The 18,579-nt window shown below is 64.8% G+C and carries 19 protein-coding genes and 1 tRNA gene; 9 read left to right on the forward strand and 11 right to left on the reverse strand.

Annotated features, from left to right (window positions below; genetic code table 11):
- From ACPYOD_RS17495 to adhP, 4 genes are all read left to right on the forward strand, one after another.
- Positions 1-643, forward strand: a 643-nt coding sequence (locus tag ACPYOD_RS17495; protein WP_481302990.1) for an NAD(P)(+) transhydrogenase (Re/Si-specific) subunit beta, incomplete at its 5' end; no start/stop codon positions are given.
- A 44-nt stretch (positions 644-687) separates the two neighbouring features.
- Positions 688-951 carry an aldehyde dehydrogenase family protein gene (locus tag ACPYOD_RS17500; protein WP_481302991.1) on the forward strand — a complete coding sequence of 88 codons (264 nt, stop codon included), beginning with the start codon at positions 688-690 and terminating at the stop codon, positions 949-951.
- Entirely contained in the window at positions 858-1,529 is a 672-nt protein-coding gene (locus ACPYOD_RS17505; protein ID WP_481303007.1) for an aldehyde dehydrogenase family protein, read from the forward strand. Before ACPYOD_RS17500 ends, ACPYOD_RS17505 begins: the two co-directional genes overlap by 94 nt.
- Positions 1,530-1,543: 14 nt before the next feature.
- On the forward strand, positions 1,544-2,572 hold the full coding sequence (gene adhP, locus ACPYOD_RS17510) for an alcohol dehydrogenase AdhP (protein ID WP_448101081.1): 1,029 nt from the start codon (positions 1,544-1,546) through the stop codon (positions 2,570-2,572).
- 51 nt (positions 2,573-2,623) lie between these two features.
- On the opposite strand, the gene ACPYOD_RS17515 is transcribed toward adhP, so the two are convergent.
- Positions 2,624-3,742 carry a ribonuclease D gene (locus ACPYOD_RS17515; RefSeq protein WP_481302992.1) on the reverse strand — a complete coding sequence of 373 codons (1,119 nt, stop codon included), beginning with the start codon at positions 3,740-3,742 and terminating at the stop codon, positions 2,624-2,626.
- Positions 3,743-3,850: 108 nt separating this feature from the next.
- Here ACPYOD_RS17515 and ACPYOD_RS17520 point away from each other — a divergent pair, with 108 nt between their 5' ends.
- From ACPYOD_RS17520 to ACPYOD_RS17540, 5 genes are all read left to right on the forward strand, one after another.
- On the forward strand, positions 3,851-5,806 hold the full coding sequence (locus ACPYOD_RS17520; protein WP_481302993.1) for an SUMF1/EgtB/PvdO family nonheme iron enzyme: 1,956 nt from the start codon (positions 3,851-3,853) through the stop codon (positions 5,804-5,806).
- Positions 5,807-6,076: 270 nt separating this feature from the next.
- Positions 6,077-9,130, forward strand: a complete 3,054-nt coding sequence (locus ACPYOD_RS17525) for a TonB-dependent receptor (protein WP_481302994.1) — start codon at positions 6,077-6,079, stop codon at positions 9,128-9,130.
- Between the two features lie 230 nt (positions 9,131-9,360).
- Positions 9,361-10,236, forward strand: a complete 876-nt coding sequence (locus ACPYOD_RS17530) for an aspartyl protease family protein (protein ID WP_481302995.1) — start codon at positions 9,361-9,363, stop codon at positions 10,234-10,236.
- Between the two features lie 322 nt (positions 10,237-10,558).
- Positions 10,559-11,521: a hypothetical protein gene (locus tag ACPYOD_RS17535; protein ID WP_481302996.1), complete on the forward strand. Its 963-nt coding sequence runs from the start codon at positions 10,559-10,561 to the stop codon at positions 11,519-11,521.
- Positions 11,522-11,590: 69 nt separating this feature from the next.
- Positions 11,591-11,923, forward strand: a complete 333-nt coding sequence (locus tag ACPYOD_RS17540) for a hypothetical protein (RefSeq protein WP_481302997.1) — start codon at positions 11,591-11,593, stop codon at positions 11,921-11,923.
- Between the two features lie 99 nt (positions 11,924-12,022).
- On the opposite strand, the gene ACPYOD_RS17545 is transcribed toward ACPYOD_RS17540, so the two are convergent.
- The 10 genes from ACPYOD_RS17545 to ACPYOD_RS17590 form a co-directional block, all read right to left on the reverse strand.
- Positions 12,023-12,109, reverse strand: a tRNA-Leu gene (locus ACPYOD_RS17545).
- 24 nt (positions 12,110-12,133) lie between these two features.
- A complete protein-coding gene (locus ACPYOD_RS17550; protein WP_481302998.1) occupies positions 12,134-12,712 on the reverse strand; it encodes a cysteine dioxygenase family protein in 579 nt (192 codons plus the stop codon).
- A 107-nt stretch (positions 12,713-12,819) separates the two neighbouring features.
- Entirely contained in the window at positions 12,820-13,923 is a 1,104-nt protein-coding gene (metX, locus tag ACPYOD_RS17555; RefSeq protein ID WP_481302999.1) for a homoserine O-acetyltransferase MetX, read from the reverse strand.
- Between the two features lie 11 nt (positions 13,924-13,934).
- A complete protein-coding gene (locus tag ACPYOD_RS17560) occupies positions 13,935-14,633 on the reverse strand; it encodes a tetratricopeptide repeat protein (protein WP_481303000.1) in 699 nt (232 codons plus the stop codon).
- Entirely contained in the window at positions 14,630-15,067 is a 438-nt protein-coding gene (locus tag ACPYOD_RS17565) for a cytochrome c-type biogenesis protein (protein ID WP_481303001.1), read from the reverse strand. Before ACPYOD_RS17565 ends, ACPYOD_RS17560 begins: the two co-directional genes overlap by 4 nt.
- On the reverse strand, positions 15,067-15,609 hold the full coding sequence (locus ACPYOD_RS17570; RefSeq protein WP_481303002.1) for a DsbE family thiol:disulfide interchange protein: 543 nt from the start codon (positions 15,607-15,609) through the stop codon (positions 15,067-15,069). Before ACPYOD_RS17570 ends, ACPYOD_RS17565 begins: the two co-directional genes overlap by 1 nt.
- Positions 15,606-17,594 (reverse strand): heme lyase CcmF/NrfE family subunit, encoded by a 1,989-nt coding sequence (locus ACPYOD_RS17575; RefSeq protein WP_481303003.1) that lies wholly within the window; start codon positions 17,592-17,594, stop codon positions 15,606-15,608. The genes ACPYOD_RS17570 and ACPYOD_RS17575 overlap by 4 nt, the downstream gene beginning before the upstream one ends.
- On the reverse strand, positions 17,591-18,058 hold the full coding sequence (ccmE, locus tag ACPYOD_RS17580) for a cytochrome c maturation protein CcmE (protein WP_481303004.1): 468 nt from the start codon (positions 18,056-18,058) through the stop codon (positions 17,591-17,593). Before ccmE ends, ACPYOD_RS17575 begins: the two co-directional genes overlap by 4 nt.
- Positions 18,042-18,242 carry a heme exporter protein CcmD gene (ccmD, locus tag ACPYOD_RS17585; RefSeq protein WP_481303005.1) on the reverse strand — a complete coding sequence of 67 codons (201 nt, stop codon included), beginning with the start codon at positions 18,240-18,242 and terminating at the stop codon, positions 18,042-18,044. Before ccmD ends, ccmE begins: the two co-directional genes overlap by 17 nt.
- A partial coding sequence (locus ACPYOD_RS17590) for a cytochrome C assembly family protein (protein WP_481303006.1) occupies positions 18,239-18,579 on the reverse strand: 341 nt, incomplete at its 5' end. The genes ccmD and ACPYOD_RS17590, both read right to left, overlap by 4 nt.

The raw sequence follows: 18,579 nt of genomic DNA on the forward strand, positions 1-18,579 counted from the left end.
GCTGCTGACCCTTCTGATGGCGAAGGCGATGAACCGCTCGCTTGCCAACGTGCTGTTCTCGAACTTCGGCGATGGCGCCGCCCAGGGCGGTGCCGAAGCGCACGGGGAGATGAAGAGCGCCGATGCCAGCGACGCCGCCGTGGCCATGCGTTATGCCACGTCCGTCATCATCATTCCGGGCTATGGGCTGGCCGTCGCACAGGCGCAACAGAAGCTGTATGAGTTCGTGAAGCTGCTGCAGGCTGCGGGTGTGAGCGTGGAGTTCGCGATCCACCCGGTGGCGGGCCGCATGCCCGGCCACATGAACGTGCTGCTTGCCGAGGCCGGCGTGCCTTACGACATCATCTTCGACATGGAAGACATCAACGCCGAGTTCCCCGCGACCGACGTCGCGCTGGTCATCGGCGCCAACGATGTCGTGAATCCGGCCGCGCGTACCGACACGTCGTCGCCGATCTATGGCATGCCGATCCTCGATGCCGACAAGGCCCATCAGGTCTACGTCGTCAAGCGTGGCCAGGGCAAGGGCTACTCGGGCGTCGAGAACCTCCTTTTCTTCGAAGACAACTGCAGCATGGTCTACGGCGATGCCCAGGCCGTGCTGACGCAAATGGTTCAGGCAGTGAAGGATCTGGCGGCCTGACCGCTCTGAAGATCGCAGCCATCAACTCACGAAGGACAACGTCAATGGCATATGCAACCACCAACCCCTATACCGGCGAAACCGTTGCGACATTTCCCGATGCAACCGACGCCGAGGTCCGTACCGCCCTGGACAAGGCAGATGCAGCCTTCCGCAAATGGCGCGACACATCGTTCGCCGAGCGCGGGCGCATTCTTCAGCATGCCGCGTCGTCCTGGCCGATGCCGACATGCCCAAGACCGTCGATTGGGCGGTGTTCGGCCGCCACTGGAACGGCGGGCAGGTTTGCGTGTCGTCCAAGCGCATGATCGTCGCGGATAAGGTCTATGACGCCTTCCTCGACGCCTATCGCAAGGGCGTGGCCAAGCTGGTGGCCGGCGACCCTTCCGATCCGAAGACCACGCTCGCGCCGCTGTCGTCGCAGAAGGCGGCCGACGACATCAAGGAACAGATCCGCAAGGCGGTCGAACTGGGCGCGAAGGCCGAGGAAGTCGGCCCGCCGGTACCCAGCCAAGGCGCGTTCGTGCAGCCCACCATCCTCGCCGACGTCGGTGAAGACAATCCGGCTCGTTATTGGGAGTTCTTCGGACCGGTGTCGATGCTGTTCCGCGCGAAGGACGAGGACGATGCAGTGCGTATTGCCAACGATTCGCCATTCGGCCTCGGCGGCTCCGTCTTCACGTCCGACACGAAGCACGGTGTGGAGGTGGCGAAGCGCATCTCCACCGGCATGGTGTTCGTGAACCACCCGACCAAGGTGGAAGCCGACCTCCCGTTCGGCGGCGTTCGCCGCTCCGGTTATGGCCGGGAGCTACTGGGCCTGGGGCTCAAGGAATTCGTCAATCACAAGCTGATCGACGTCGTCGATATCAACGCGCATTTCTGAGCGAGGAACAAGCAATGGACAGGACGATGAAAGCCGCGGTGGTCCGTGAGTTCGGAAAGCCTCTGGTAATGGAAGAGGTGGTCGTACCGAGGCCCGGCACAGGACAGATCCTCGTGAAGATCGCCGCCACGGGTGTTTGCCATACGGACCTGCACGCCGCGGAAGGCGACTGGCCGGTCAAGCCCAATCCGCCCTTCATTCCTGGCCATGAAGGCGTGGGCCACGTGGTCGCCGTCGGTGCCGGTGTCACGCACGTCAAGGAAGGCGACCGCGTGGGCGTGCCCTGGCTCTACGATGCCTGCGGCCATTGCGTCCACTGCCTCGGTGGCTGGGAAACCCTGTGCGAGCAGCAGCACAACACGGGCTACTCGGTGAACGGCAGCTTCGCCGAATACGTCGTAGCGGACCCGAACTACGTGGGGCACCTGCCCGACAACGTGTCCTTTATCGACATCGCGCCGATCCTGTGCGCGGGCGTCACGGTGTACAAGGGTCTGAAGGTGACCGACACCAAGCCCGGCGACTGGGTGGTCATCTCCGGCATCGGCGGACTGGGACACCTTGCCGTCCAGTACGCCAAGGCCATGGGCCGAAACGTCATCGCGGTGGATGTCGACGACAGGAAACTCGAACTCGCCAAGTCTCTCGGCGCGTCGCTCGCGGTGAACGCACGCAACGAAGACCCGATGGCGTTCGTGAAGAAGCACGTGGGTGGTGCCAAGGGCGTGCTGGTCACCGCCGTGTCGCCCAAGGCCTTCGAACAGGCGATGGGCATGGTGGGTCGCGGCGGCACAGTGTCGCTGAACGGCTTGCCGCCGGGCGACTTCCCGCTGCCGATCTTCGATACCGTGCTCAACGGTGTCACGGTGCGCGGATCGATCGTCGGCACGCGGCTCGACCTGCAGGAGGCACTGAACTTCGCCGGCGAGGGCAAGGTGAAGGCCACCATCTCGACCGACAAGCTCGAGAACATCAACGACATCTTTGCGCGTATGCACAAGGGCGACATCCAGGGTCGCGTCGTGATCGATTTCGAGCACTAGCCGGCCGAGCGGTCCCTGGAAAGCGAATTCCCGCCTTCGGGCGGGAATTCTTCAGCCCGGCAACAGCGGCGACAGGCGCTCGTGGAGGACACCACGGCGCCAGCCCTCGAGCGCCTCCGGCCAGGTGCCGGTCATCACGAACTCTTCCATCGAACGGCGCGCGCAGAGCAGGCCGGGCGGAATGTCGAGTTGCGTGGCGAGGGTGTCCACCGCGCTGCGCATCTCATTGATGGCGCGCTTGGCTTCGCCCACCGGATGTCCGACGACGGGTGCCGTGGCTTCGATCTCTTCGGCGTCGAGCGGGCGGCGCAGGAGTTCGAACAGTTCCTGGCGCTGCGGCGAGCGCAGGGCCCGCGTGCCACGTGTGCGCTCGTCGAGCTTCGCCGGCACATCCGGCACGTTGCCCACGAGGTCCAGGGCCTGTACGTCCTCCAGCAGCCACGACCGCGGCTTGTCCAACTCGCGCGCCGTGGTCTCGCGCCAGCGCAGCACACGGCGGAGCAGGGCCTGTTTCTCGCGCGGCCAGTCGCTGGCCGCCTTGAAGCCGCGCTGCGGCTGCGGATCGCCTTCCCGGTGGCTGGCACGACGCTTCATGCGGGCGCAATCTTCGGCATGCCAGGCCGAGCGGCCGCGCTCGGCGAGCCGCTCGGCCAGGATGGCGTGCACGGGGTGCAGGTGCACCACGTCCAGCGTGGCGTAGAGCTTCTGCGATTCCGTGAGCGGACGCTGCAGCCAGTCGCTGCGTGTTTCCCCCTTGTCGAGCTCGGCACCCACCAGTTCCGCGACCAGCGAGCGGTAGCTGATGCCCAGCCCCATGCCGGCGAAGGCCGCCGCGATCTGTGTATCGAACAAGGTGTGCGGGCCGTCCGGCAGGTACGGCGCCAGGGCCTCGAGGTCTTCCCCGGCGCTGTGCATCACCGTGACCACCGGCTGCGCGGCGAACACGGGCTCCAGCGATTCGCGAAGGGGCAGGGCGAGTGGGTCGATGAGCGCGTAGCGCTCGTCGTGGGCGAGCTGGAGCAGGGCCAGCTGCGGATAGAAGGTGTTTCGACGCATGAATTCCGTGTCAAGGCCGACGACCGCCTGCGGCGCAATCGGGGCCAGCCATGCGTCCAATGCCTCGCGGCGTTCGATCCAGGGGGCCTCGGGGGCGACGTCGCTCGATGTCATGCGGATTCCTTGAATTACCGGGCCGCGTCGACGCCTCGTGTTGCCCTGTCGCGCGCGATTCCCTAAGGTGGCAGCGCACGATAGCAGGCCTGCACGGAACCGCCCACCATGCCCAACACCGAGACCGTCCGCCGACAGCGCGCCATAGGCGGGGCGCTCGGTGTCGCCGTGCTCGCGTTCGCGCTGTTCTACCACTTCTTTCCCCAGGCGCTGCACGTGCAGCGCACGCAGAACACGGCGCGCTCGCCCCTGCGCGGACAACCCGCGGTGATGGGCTTCGACCAGCGCCCCCAGGCGGCGCCACCGGCGGTCGTTTCCGAAATCGACGCAGGGCCGCCGATCATGCTGGCGCCTGCCGCGGTAATCGCCGCCCGGCATCGCGAGAAGAGCACGGACATCGCGTTGCCCGCGCAGAAGACCCCCGACACGCCCGAGCTGGCCGCTTTACTGGACCAGGGCGACAAGGCGCTCGCTGCCGACCGCCTGGTTGGTGGCAAGGACAGCGCCGCGGCGCTCTTCGCCGGCGTCCTGAAGGAACAGGCCGACAATCGTCGCGCCCTTGCCGGCATGGAAGAAGTGCGCGCTCGGCTTGCCGCGGGCATCGAGCAGGACATCGCGCTCGGGGACGCGGAAGCCGCGCGGGAAGCCTTGACGGCATTGAAAGCCCTGCCGTCCTCGGCGGCCGTGGCCGCGCCGTTGCAGCAGAAGCTGGGGGTGCTCGACAAGGTGCGCCCGTTGCTCGGCCAGGCCGCGGCCCAGCTGCAGGCGGGCAAGTCCACGCAGCCGCGCGGCGACAGCGCCCTCGACACCTATCGGGCGGTGCTCCAGTTGGATCCGGAAAACGCGGTGGCGGAGCAGGGCATCACCACCGTGCAACGCTCGGTGCTCGACAAGGCGCTGGCTGCCGTCGCGCAGAACGATTTCGCCACGGCGGACGCCACGCTGGCGGAAGCCGCGGCGATCCTGCCCGAGTCGCAGGCGCTGCAGGACACGCGGGGACGTATCGAGGGCATGCGCCGGCAGAATGCCACCACCATGCTCGCCCAGGCACGGACGGCACTGGATGCCGGCAACATCGACCTGGCCGCGCAACTCGCCGCGAAGGCGCAGCAGATCAGTCCCGATCTTGCCGGCATCGACGAGTTCAACGAACGGATGACGAACGCACGCCTGTATGCCAGCTACAAGCCGGGGCAGGTGTTCGCCGATCGTTTCCTGGACGCCGCGGGACAGGCCCCGGCGATGGTGGTCGTGCCGACCGGCACGTTCACCATGGGATCGCCCGAAGGCGAAACCGGTCACGACGCCAACGAATCGCCGGCGCATGAAGTACAGGTGGCCAAGGGCTTCGCCATGGCGCGCAGCGCCGTCACGATCGGCCAGTTCCGCGATTTCGTGCGGTCGTCGGGTTATGTGCCGCAGTCGCAGACCTTGGGTGGTGGCAGTGTCTACGACGAGCAAAGCGGTGGCCTGCGCGACGAACCTTCCGTCACATGGCAGGACGACTACGCGGGCAAGCCCGGGCAGGATCGCCTGCCCGTCATCAACGTGTCCTGGAACGACGCCAAGGCCTATGCCGACTGGCTCTCCAAACGCAGTGGCAAGACGTACCGGCTGCCGAGCGAGGCCGAATTCGAGTACGCCCTGCGGGCCGGCAGCACCACGCGCTACTGGTGGGGCGACGGCAATCCCGCGTCACGCGTGGAAAACCTCACGGGCGGCAACGACCGATCGGGTTCCGGCCGGCGCTGGAGCAATGCGTTCAACGGCTACAAGGATGGCTACTGGGGGCCGGCGCCGGTCATGAGCTTCACGCCGAATCCGTTTGGCCTGTACGACATGGGCGGCAACGTATCCGAATGGGTCGCCGACTGCTGGCACGACAACTACGTGCGCGCACCGCGCACTGCCGAGGCCTGGGTGAATCCGGGTTGCGCGCGCCGCGTGATTCGCGGCGGTTCGTGGGGCAGCGCACCGAACATGGTGCGCTCGGCCTATCGGCAGGGCGCCTCAGCCGACTTGCGCAACGCACGCGTGGGTTTCCGCGTGCTGCGCGAACTCTAGATCGCGCCCATTTCGCAAGTTATTGCCGATGTTCAAAATTACCGATGACATCTATTGACTTGTCATCATACGGACGCATAGTCTCGCCCTCGGCCCGTAGAAGATTTGGACATCCAAATCGTTTGCTCGGTTGACCGATAGTTCCGTCCGACGCGATGCGACGTTTTTGCTTGGGGAAGCAGCAGCGACGCATCGACGGTATCGCATGGGATGGAAGTGCAGGTGTAAGACCAACTTTTTCATTTCGAATCACTTTCCTTGGGGGAGAGCATGGAATTCTTGAGAAGCGAGCGGCGCACGTTTGTGCGGCCGTCGGTGCTGGCTGTCGCGCTGGCACTCGGCATGGGTGCTACCTGCACGGTTTTCGCGCAGGCGACGACGGGTTCCATCTTCGGCCAGGCGCCGGCCGCGGCGGGCGAATCCGTCACCGTGACGAGCGATAGCGGTTTCACGCGCGATGTGCCGGTCGATGCCGATGGCCGTTACCGTGTCGGTAACCTGCCGCTGGGTAATTACACCGTCAGCCTGAAGCGCGATGGTGCCGTTGTGGATTCGCGCAAGAACATCCAGATCAAGGTGGGTGGCGCCTCGGACGTTTCGTTTGCGAGCGCCGCGACCGCGGCGAATGCGCAGTCGCTGGAGTCCGTCACCGTTTCCGCCAATTCCTTGCCGCCTATCGATACCTCGACGGTCGATTCGCGCACCGTCGTGAATGCCCAGACCCTGGCTCGCTTGCCGCTGGGTCGTAACGCGGAAGCCATCGCGCTGCTCGCCCCGGGCGCCGTCTCCGGCCAGAGCACGCTCGGCAATGGCCGCTTCCGCACGGTGTCGTTCGGTGGTTCCGGTGCCTCGGAGAACGCGTACTACATCAATGGCTACAACACGACCGACCCTTACAAGGCCCTCGGCGGCGTCGGCCTGCCGTACGGCGCGATCGACCAGCAGGAAGTCTATACCGGCGGCTATTCCGCCAAGTACGGCCGTTCCGACGGTGGCGTCATTTCGCAGGTCGGCAAGCGCGGTACCAACGAGTGGCATTTTGGCGCGCAGATTCTCTGGGAGCCGAAGTTCGCTGCTTCCAATCCGGGCAGCGTCTACTACGGCAGCCGCCCGTTGCCGGCCGGCTACGGCTACCAGGACACCAGCAAGGTAGGCGCCATCTACCGCAACGGTGAAGACAATACCAAGTGGACGCAGACCTATAGCGCCTACGTCGGCGGTCCGCTCATCAAGGACAAGCTGTTCTTCTTCGTCGCGGCCGAGGCCGAGAAGTCGGAAGGCACCAGCACCTCGAATGCCGAGGCCAATCCGGTTGCGAACAACCACTACACGTACAACCTGCCGAAGATCTACGCCAAGATCGACTGGAACATCAACGACAACAACATCCTGGAGTTGACGGGCATCCATTCGACCGACGAGCAGCGCGGCTACTACACTGGCTACGATTACGACACGCGTACGAATACGGGTCGTACCGGCGCGGATGCGGATACGTCGAAGATCACGTCGAAGTATGCGATCGCCAAGTACACGTCCTATATCACCGACGACATCACGCTTACGGCGACCTATGCCAAGGGATGGACGGACGATTACCTGCACAACCCGACGCCGAACATCGACCAGCAGCCCTACATCATGAGCCCGACGCTGCAGGATCCTGCGCTCAACGGCGGCACTCCCATCACGAACCTGAACTCTTCGCAGACCAGCCAGGATCCGGGCGCGGGTAGCCGTACCCACGGTCTCCGCCTCGACCTCGAATGGCAGCTGGGCGATCACCACCTGGCTGGTGGTATCGACAACATGCATTACAAGGGCATCGACGAAGGTACGTCGACGAGCGGCCCGGGGTATTACTGGCGTTACTTCCGCTCTGCCAATCCGGGCAATCCCATCAGCGTCGGGCAGGGCATTGGCGCACCGGGCGGCGACGGCTACTACGTGCGCCGCGTGATCTTTTCGAGCGTGACGAACATGTCGCTCGACCAGCGCGCGCAGTACATCGAGGACCGCTGGCAGGTCAACGACAAGGTGCTGCTGAGCATCGGCTTGCGCAACGACGGTTTCAAGAACTTCAACGACAAGAACAAGCCGTACGTCAACAACCAGGCACAGTGGGCCCCGCGCCTCGGTGCGTCGTGGGATGTGTTCGGCGACTCGTCGCTGAAGATCTACGGCAACCTCGGCCGCTACTACCTCGCGCTGCCGAATAATGTCGCGGTACGCGGCGCCTCGTCGTCGACCTATACCTACGAGTACTTCAACTACACCGGTATCGACCAGAACGGTCGCCCGACCGGTCTCACCCAGCTGGGCGGTCTCGTGTCGCCGGATGGCGAGTTCGGCCAGCCGATCGACGCCCAGTCCGTCGCGGCGCGCGACCTGAAGTCCCAGTACCAGGATGAAGCCATCCTGGGCTTCGACAAGACCCTGGGTTCCGACTGGGTCACCGGTGCCAAGGTCACAGTGCGCAAGTTGCGCACGGCGATCGACGACGTATGCGACACGGGCAAGATCGCCGACAAGATGACCCGCGAAGGTCTCGACCCGGATTCGGTGGTCATCCCTGGCTGCATCATCTTCAATCCAGGCGACACCAATACGTTCAGCCTGGCCAACGTCGATGGCTCCGGCCGCACCGAAGTGAAGATGAACCAGGAAGACTGGGGCTTCTCGCAGAAGGCCAAGCGTTCCTATTACGCGCTGGACCTCTACCTGGAGCATCCGTTCGACGGCAAGTGGCAGGGTCGCCTCGACTACACGTTCTCGCGTTCCTACGGCAACACGGAAGGCCAGACGAAGTCGGACATCGGCCAGACGGATATCTCGAAGACGCAGGACTGGGATTCCGCCGAACTGATGCGTTATGCCAATGGCCTCCTGGCCAACGATCGTACGCACCAGATCAAGGCTTACGGTGCCTACCAGCTCTCGGACGAATGGCTGGTCTCGGGTAACCTGCGTCTCGCCTCCGGTGCGCCGAAGTCGTGCCTTGGCTTCGAAGACGGCGAGGCGGATCCGGATCCGATCGGTTACGGCTCGTCGTACCACAACTGCAACGGCATGCCGTCGCACCCGGGCGACAAGCGCAATCCCTGGTACCGCCAGCTCGATCTCGCGGTGACTTACCGTCCGTCGTACTTCGAAGGCAAGCTCGCTTTCGGCCTGTCGGTCTTCAACATCACCAACGAGCGCAAGCCGCTCAACAGCTACGCGACGTATGAAGCGCTGCCGCAGACCGTGCTCAACAACTACGGTCTCGGTCAGTACTTCCAGAACCCGCGCTACGCCCGCCTGACGGCTACGTACGACTTCTAAGCGACGCGTCGCCCACAACTAGAAATGTCCCGCGAGGGTCATCGCGCGTTTCCCCAGTGCCGCCTGCTACCGCAGGCGGCCTTTTTATTGGCTCGCCTTTCGGCTTCGCGCGCCTCTCCCCTGCCGCTTCGGGAGGCGGGCACCCGTCCCCCTTGCCCATGCCATCCGTTGGGTCGAAGAGTTCTTACGACTGGGCTACGGTCGACTCTACGAAAGGGGGAGGCGAAGGAATGAAACACGTATGGCTCGCGACGCTGATGGTTTGCCTGGGGACCATCGCCACTGATACGGCATGGGGAGAGGACGCGTGCTCGATTGTCCGCGCACCGGATGCTCGTGCGGTGGTCATCCCCTTCTCGGTGGTTGACGGTCGAATCTATGTGCAGGCGACGGTCAACGGAAAGGGTCCCTTCCGCTTCGCTGTAGACACGGGCGCAAGTGGGGTGGGCCGGCTCGATGCGAGCCTTCTTCCGGTGCTGGGCCTGCAACCCGGCGGCGCTGCCGCGACGTCCGACGGGGTGGCCACGGCCGAGGTCGAGACCACCGCCGTCGATTCCTTGTCCGTCGGGTCGATCGAGCGCAAGAGCCTCAGCCTCATTACACGCGACTACCGCAAGCATGTGAGTGGCGAGGCGGCCTTCGATGGCATTCTCGGGAGGGAGTACTTCGCCGATGGATTGCTCGTCATCGACTATGGCGCCAGGAGGATTTCTTTCAGCAGGTCCAAGGGTCTTTCTCGCAGCGACGCGGGCGTCCTGCCGTACGAGCGCGCATTTCGAGTGCCGATCACCATTGGCGACAAGTCATTCGAAGCCAACCTCGACTCCGGTGCCAACGTCGCCATGGTGGTTCCGGCGCGCCTGTGGCCCGAAGTGTCGGGTACACCGTTGGGAACGGCGGCATCGGCCCAGCTCACCAACGGCAAGATCGAGACATCCAAAGGTGTCGTGCCGGGGCCGGTACAAGCAGGCGAGGCCCGATGGTCCAACGTCAACGCCAAGGTCTCCGAACGCTTTCCGGAGATTCTCATCGGCGCGCACGCGCTGTCTTCCACCATTCTCGCGATCGATCAGCGTTCGCGCTCGATCGCGCTGTGTCCCATTTGAATCGGCACTCGAGGCACTTAGCGTCCTCGGGTTCTCCACTGTTTCCAGGAAATTCCCCCAAAACCTGCCGCGGATCGCCTGCTTAACCGCCTCCCATGTATCTCGGCAGTTCGTATCGGGTGTAGTCCAAGGACTACACCAGGACTAGGCGGCAGCCTACAGACAGGGCAAGGTAGTCACAGCAAGCTTTTGTAGCGCTGCAAGGGGCCGCGCTTCATTCGCTCAGGGGTGATCCATCGTGTCTATCATCGTCTCGCAACGCTCTCGCACCGACGAGACGCGCCGATGCCGGAGTGCTGGCTTTTTTCGGAGCGCCTTATGCTTGGCGGCACTCATTCTGCCTTCGTCGGCTTTTGCTCAGAGTGCGCAGAAATTCTTCGGATATTTTGGTGGAGACTACGCTTCGGTGTCGCCACATACTCCGGATCTTCCCGAATTCCAGGATCACATAAATCTCTATTCCATAATGGACTGGAGCGGCACGAGCGACAACGTTGCCTGGTCGGAGGACTGGGTGTTATCTCAACTCGAGAACGCCCGTCGGGCCCATGTACATGCAGTTATTCCTGGATTTCCGTTCCTGTTCTTGCACGCGCCGAACGAGGTGGGGTTTCGCCTCGACGTCGGTGCGGCTGTCAAATGGAACAGTCTCGTGCAAAAGATGGTGGATCGCGGCTTTTTGATTCCGGGAGATCCGGAGCGAAGCACGGTTACCGCCATCTATATCGTCGACGAACCGAACGGCGATGGCCACCTAAATGACCAGAACGGGCAGGCGCATCCGGCCCTTGCGAATGCGGTGGCCGCGATACGTGGCAATCCTGCGACGGCAGCGATTCCTATTGCGTCCATCCTGACCCCGGACTTCGATTCGATGCGCGAGGGCATCAAGCTGCTCGATTGGGTCGGATTCGATAACTACGGCCTTTCGGACAAGAATTGGACGAACACCCTCAATGGCCTGGAAACGAACTACGCACCCGGAAAGAAATACATCATCGTTCCCGGCGCGGTGAACAATTGCCTCGGCGTCACGCTTGAGAACCCCGCACGCTATACGGCGCGCATGGATTCCGACCCGAATGTTGTCTGGCTTGCTCCCTTCATGTGGCTGACTCGCGGTACGTGTCTCGGCGCACGGGACCTCCCGACGATCAGGGCTGCCTATACAACGGAGGGAGCGAAGGTGCGTACGGCCTCGTGTAGTTCATCTCCCGCGTCGAGTTGGTTCTGTGGGGCCACCACCGACATGGGGGCTGTGCTTGACATTCTCATGGACGATTGACGCACCCTTGCCGGCCCGTCGAATCATCGCAAAAACAATCGATCGATCAATGTATCTAGGAGAAAGATCATGAAGAATATCTTCCTTGGCGCGGCCCTTGCCCTGTCGTCTTTTGGTGCGTTCGCACAGACGGCCACTGGGCCCGTGCACATTACCCAGATCGTCACAGGTTGGGGCACCGAGCATTTCTCCGTAGGTATCGACACATCCCTCCCGAATCCAGCGGGATGCGGTGCCACCGACTTGACCGGCACGGGAATTGAGGACGCCGGCTACAAGACTTATTACGCAGCGGCGTTGACGGCCCTATCGAACGACAGGCCTGTGCAGGTTGTCGTCAGCAACAGTCAGTGTTCTGGCGTGCGCCCGAAGCTGATCGGCATCACCGTCCTCCGCAGCTGAGGGTCAGGCGTGGCCGTGTCCCGCGCCCAGAGCACTCAGGACAAGATGAAAGTGCGAGGTACGAAAAAGGCCCATCGTAAAACGACGGGCCTTTTGTATTGGTGCCGAAAGTGGGACTCGAACCCACACTGTATTTCTACAAACAGATTTTGAGTCTGCCGCGTCTACCGGTTCCGCCATTTCGGCATGGGGAGGCGAATTATGCTGGATTCAGTGCACCCGGTCGAGGCCCAGCTGGCGCTCGGTGCGCTGGTACCAGTCGTCGCCCTCGGGCTTGAACACGGCGCACTGCGTCATCCGGCCCGAGTAGATGTGGAGGCTGACGGCCACGGCATCGTCGCTGGGGTTGCGGATGGTGTGGTACTCGTGCGGCGGGATGAGGCTGCCGGCGGAGCCCGGGCCGGCCTGGATCGAGCCCACCGGGCGGAAATGGTAGCGCTCGGCCTCGTGGTCGAGCAGTTCGTACTGGACGATTTCCAGGGCGCCGTTCCAGACGCCTTCGACGCACCACATGCCGCAATGGTCGTGGATCAGGGTGCCCTGGCCGGGGCCCCAGGTCATGGCGACCACGCTGTAGCCGTGCTCTTCGCTGCGATACAGCTCGCGCCGGGCGTAGTGGTCGCCAGCGGTCTCGAACACGCAGGAGGGCAATTCCACTTCCTTGGAACGGATCAGCCGGCACAGCGCGTTGCGCAGGTTGTCGGTGATGGCCGGGGTGCTCGGCTGGGTCACCGACGCGTCGATGGCCTCGATGAGCTTGGCGCTGCCAGGGAAGTCGACCGTGATCATGGGTGGAACCTCTGGATACGTGGCGCGGGGGACGCCGGTCGCCCCCGATCATAGCAAATCGGCTGTCCCGGCCTTTGAATGAAACGGGGTTTGGGGCTACCGACCGGTCAGATCTTGCGGAGGAAGCCGCCGATCGCCCGGCTGTAGTTCTCGATGTCCACCAGGAACGCGTCATGGCCCTGCGGCGAATCCAGGGCCACGAAGTCGACTTCGGCGCCCGCGGCCTCAAGGCCCTTCGCGATGGTTTCCTGCTGTTCCAGGGGGAACAGGATGTCCGTGCTCACGCCGATGACCAGCGCCTGGTCGACATGGATGCGGGCCAGGCCGCGCATCACATCGCCATCACCGTATTCCGCCACGTCGAACCAGTCGCTGGCGCGGGAGAGGTAGAGGTAGCTGTTGGGGTCGAACTGGCGGTTGAAACGGCGCGCGTGGCCTTCGAGGTAGGACTCCACCTGGAACTCGAAGCCGAACGGCGCGCTTTCCTCGCGCTCGTCCGGATCGAGGCGGATGCGCGCGAAGCGGCCGTTCCACTCCATGGCGGAACGATAGGTGATGACACCGAGCTTGCGCGCGATGCTCATGCCGTGCTCCGGCCACTCGTCGCCCTGGTACTGTCCGTCGCGCCAGTGTGGATCGAGGCGGATGGCCTCGCGTTGCAGGGAGCGGATGGCAATGGCGAACGGCTGTGCCTGCGGCGCCGTGTCCACACTGATGTGCGTCCGGACGCTGCCCGGATGCAGCAGCATGTACGCCAGCGCGCTCATGCCGCCCATGGAGCAGCCGACCAGGCAGGCCAGTTTGGCGATGCCCAGCCCCGAGACGGTCTCGAAGGCGGCGTTAGCCACGTCCTCGAGCGACAACTCGGGGAAGGTCAGGCGGTATGGTTCGCCCGTGGACGGATCGATGGAGGCGGGGCACGTGGAGCCCTTGTCGCTGCCGAGGGAATTCACGCAGATGACGAAGAAGCGGTCGGTGTCGAAGGCGCGGCCCGGACCGATCATGGCGTCCCACCACCCGGGCGTGGGGTCTTCGGCGTTCGCCGCGGCATGGGCGCTAGGCGACAGGCCGGTGAGGATCAGGATGGCGTTGCCCCGCGCCGGCGCAAGCGTACCCCAGGTTTCGAACGCCACGCGGGCGCCATGCAGTTCGCCTCCGCGTTTCATGCGGAACGGCGAGGAAAGCGAGTGGTAGCGGCGCGCGTCGCCCATGCGTGATTCCCTCACGGTTTGCCGTCGATGGTGCCACGCTCCGTGTCGGGCTGTCCCGTGGCGCGCTTTTCGGCTGTGGCGATCTGCTGGGCGACGGCATGGGCCACGTTGGAATCGGGATCGAGCAGGGGCTGCAACTTGCGCCAGGTGGCCGCCGCGTCCGTGTAACGCTCCTGTTGGAACTGCGCGATGCCCAGCAGCCACAGTGCACGCTGGCTTTCCGGTTCGATGGCGAGCGCACCCTGGAGGAGGTCGAACCCGCGACCTTCGATGCGATGGTCCGGCCGCACCAGTGAATCCGCTTCCGCCCAGCCGACCATGGCGGCCACATTCTTCGGATCGGCCTTCAGCGCATGGTCGTACGCGCTGCGCGAGTCCGCGGGCTGTTTCAGCATGGCGTACGTCTTGCCGAGCAGCACCCAGGCCTCGGCATCGTCCGGGTGTTCCTTCACGCGCGCGAGCAATTGATCGATGGCTTCGCCGATCGTCATTTCCTTGGCCGGTTCCACACCGCCCAGGGTCGACGGCGTGCCGACGAGCAGGTAGATGCCGGCGCTCGCGACGGGCACCAGCACGGCGATGGCCACGGCCAGGCCGAAGATGGCGCGGGACCGGCCATGACGGCGCCCCTGGCGAACGAGGGGAACGAGCAGGAGGGCGAGCGCGAGGGCGAGCATGGCCCCCGCGACGAGATAGAACGCAAGAGTCACCAGTCGTCCTCGGTGTCGTTGACGGGCGCGGATGCCGGTGCCTGGCGGGCGCGCCGGCGTACCTGGATGGCGACGACGACACCGCCGGCGGCCAGCAGCACCAGCGGCCCGAACCACAGCAGCCATGTGGAGGGTTCCACCGGTGGCTTGTACAGCACGAATTGCGAGTAGCGGTCGACGAGGAACGCCTTGATCTCTTCGTCGCTCTTGCCGGCCTGGATCATCTCGAACACCTGCCGGCGCAGGTCGTGCGCAATCGGCGCGTTCGAGTCGGCCAGTGTTTCGTTCTGGCACATCGGACAGCGCAGTTCGGCGCTCAGCTTCTGGAAGCGCACTTCCTCCGCGCGGTCGCGAAACGGCAGCGGCTGGATCGCCTGCGCGAACGCCAGCGCGGGCACGAGACAGAACGCCAGCCAGACGAGGACGCGGCGCATCAGGGGGCTTCCTTCGCCAAGGCCGCTAGCGCCGGACGGATTTCCTTTTCCAGCACCTCGGGCGTGATGGGGCCGATGCGCTTGTAGCGGATCACGCCTTTCGCATCCACCAGGAAGGTTTCGGGGGCGGCATACACGCCGAAGTCGATGCCCGTGCGCCCGTCGCGGTCGGCGACGATCACGTCGAACGGATTGCCATGTTCCGCCAGCCATGCCGTGGCTGCCTGCGGATCGTCCTTGTAGTTGAAGCCGACGATGGGAAGGCCCAGTTCCTTTACCGCGGTCATCAGCATGGGGTGTTCGTGCACGCACTCGATGCACCAGCTGGCGAACACGTTGAGGAAATAGGGCTTGCCCAGCAGCGACGCCTTGTCGACCGTGCGCGTCGGTTCGCCCAGCACCGGCAGCGAGAACGCCGGCGCGGGCTTGTCGATCAGCGGCGACACGATCTCGTGCTGGTCGTGTTGCGTGTTCCACCAGATGCCGAAGCCGAACAGGCCCACGAGCAGGAGGAATGCGAACAGGGGCAGGAGACGGCTCATGCCGGCGATTCCCCGGCCTTCAGCGCCGGATCGGCAGGCCGCCTGGTCACGGCTTCGGCGGCGATCTTCTTCGCGCGGAAACGGCGCTCGCAAGCCGCCAGGAACCCGCCGGCCATCATGAAGAGGCCACCGAGCCAGATCCAGCGGACAAACGGCTTGTGGTAGAGACGCACGGCCCACGCACCGCTCACGTCGTTAGCGTCCATGGGTTCGCCCAGCGCCACGTAGATGTCGCGGAACAGGCCCGCGTCGATCGCCGATTCCGTCTGCACCTGGCCGCGCGAGTACGTGCGCTTCTGCGGGTGCATCGTGCCCACCGTGGTGCCATTGCGCAGGATGGTGACGATGCCTTCGTCCGCACGCCAGTTCGGGCCTTCCGTCTCTTCCACCCCGTCGAAGCGGAAGTCGTAGCCGCCGACGGATTCCGTCTGGCCGGGCGCGAGGCGAACGTCGCGTTCGACGCTGAGCGACTCGGACAGCATCACGCCGACGAGGAAAATGGCGACGCCGGCATGGGCCAGCAGCATGCCGCCCATCTCGGCCGGATAGCGGCGGCCGCGCGGCATTTCGCGCCAGCGCTTCACCACATAGGCCAGCGTGCCCGCGCCGACCCACACCGCGCCCGCCACGCCTGCGATGGCACGCAGGTGGCCTTGCGCGAAGAACGCGGCGACGACTGCGCAGATCACCGCCGCCACGCCGGCGCGCAGCGCCATGGCCGTCAGCTGGTGTCCCTCCGCACGTCCCCAGCGCAGGTACGGACCGAACGGCAGCAGCAGCACGGCGGGTGCCATCAGCAGCACGAAGAGGAAGCCGAAATAGGGCGGTCCCACCGACACGCGCCCGAGGTTCAGCGCGTCGCCGATCAACGGGAATAGCGTGCCGAGCAACACCATGGCCGCGGCCGTGGTGAACAGCAGGTTCGCGACCATGATGCCGGTCTCGCGCGACAACGGTGCGAACGGCTTGCCCGTGGCGACCTTCGGTGCGCGGATCGCGTAGAGCAGCAGCGAACCGCCGATGACGATGACCAGGAAGCCGAGGATGTACAGGCCGCGGCGCGGGTCGGAAGCGAACGCGTGCACCGAGGTGAGCACGCCGGAGCGCACGAGGAACGTACCGAGCAGCGACAGCGAGAAGGCGAACAGTGACAGCAGCACCGTCCACGCCGGCAGCGAGCCGCGCTTCTCCGTTACGGCTTGCGCGTGGATCAGCGCCACGCCCACCAGCCACGGCATGAACGAGGCGTTCTCCACCGGGTCCCAGAACCACCAGCCGCCCCAGCCCAGTTCCGCATAGGCCCACCAGCTGCCGGCGACGATGCCGAGGGTGAGGAAAGCCCATGCCACGTTCGTCCACGGACGCGCCCAGCGCACCCAGGCCTGTTCCATGCCGCCGCCGAGCAGCGCGGCGATGGAGAACGCGAAGGCCACGGAGAAGCCCACGTACCCCATGTAGAGCACAGGCGGGTGGAAGGTCATGCCTGGATCCTGCAGCACCGGGTTCAGGTCGCCGCCGTCCGCCGGCATCGGCAGTTCGCGCAGGAACGGATTCGAGGTGAACAGGATGAAGGCGAGGAAGCCCACGCCGATGAGGCCGAGCACGCCGAGCACGCGCGCCACGAAGGCGTCGGGCAGATGACGGCTGAAGGCTGCCAGCGCCAGCGACCATATGTTGAGGATGAACACCCACAGCAGCATCGACCCCTCGTGCGCACCCCATACCGCGGTGACGCGGTAGTACCAGGGCAGGGCGAGGTTCGAGTTGTCGGCCACGTAGGCTACGGAGAAGTCGTAGCTGAGGAACGCGTAGATCAGGATCGCCATGGCGGCGAACACGAACACGGCCTGGCCGGCCGCCGTGGGGCGCGCCGTGGCGATCAGCGCGGCATTGCCGCGCCAGGCGCCCACGATGGGCAGCACACCTTGGGCGAGCGCCAGGATGAGCGCGAGAACGAGCGCGAACTGGCCAAGCTCGGGGATCATGGCTGCGGATCCTTCATGGCCTTGTCGTCGATCTTGCGATTCTCGTGCGCCTTGGCCATGGCGTCCTTGAGTTCCTTCGGCATGTAGTTCTCGTCGTGCTTCGCGAGCACTTCGTTGGCGATGAAACGCCCGCTGTCCATGCGCCCCGTGGCGATCACGGACTGGTTGTCGCGGAACAGGTCGGGAAGGATGCCCGTGTACTCGACCGGCATCGCGCCGGCGTCGTCCACCACGATGAAACTCACCTTCAGCGTGTCGGCGGCGCGCTGGATGGAACCGGCCTTCACCATCCCGCCCAGGCGGAAGGTGGCGTACTGCGTGGCCTGGCCTTCCTGCACCTGGCTTGGGGTGAAGAGGTAATTCATGTTCCGCTGCAGGGCGAACACGACGAGGCCGATCGCCACGACGGCGGCGGCCACGACCGAGATGACGATGGCGAGGCGGCGTTTACGCGTTGGATTCATTGCTTGGCGGGGTTCCCGGCCGGCGGCGGTTTTCCTGGCGCGCGATCCGTGCGCGGAGGTCGCGCAGGTTGCGGCGGCGCCGGGCCAACGGGGCCAGCGTGTCGATCATGAGGACGATGAAGAAGACGGCGACGGACGACCACACATAGAAGCCGTACGCGCCCATGGCGAGGGACAGGTTCATGCGGCGCCGCCCCCGTCGCGGCCCGCGAGCAGGTCGCGTACCCAACCCTTGCCGCCTTCGGAAGCAATGAGGTCGGCGCGAACCCGTGCGAACAGGCTGGCGACGTAATACAGCTTGGTGGCGGCCATCATGGTGAGCAGCGGCCAGAGCATGCTGGCCTCGATGTGCGACGGACCGAGCAGGCGCACCGTGGAACCCTGATGCAGCGTGTTCCACCAGTTCACGGAGAAATGCACGATGGGCACGTTCACCGCGCCCACCAGCACGAGGAACGACGCGGCGCGGGCGCCCTGGCGGCGGTCTTCGAAGGAATGGTAGAGCCCGATTACGCCGAGGT

Source organism: Luteibacter sp. HAY1-4A (genome assembly GCF_056755355.1).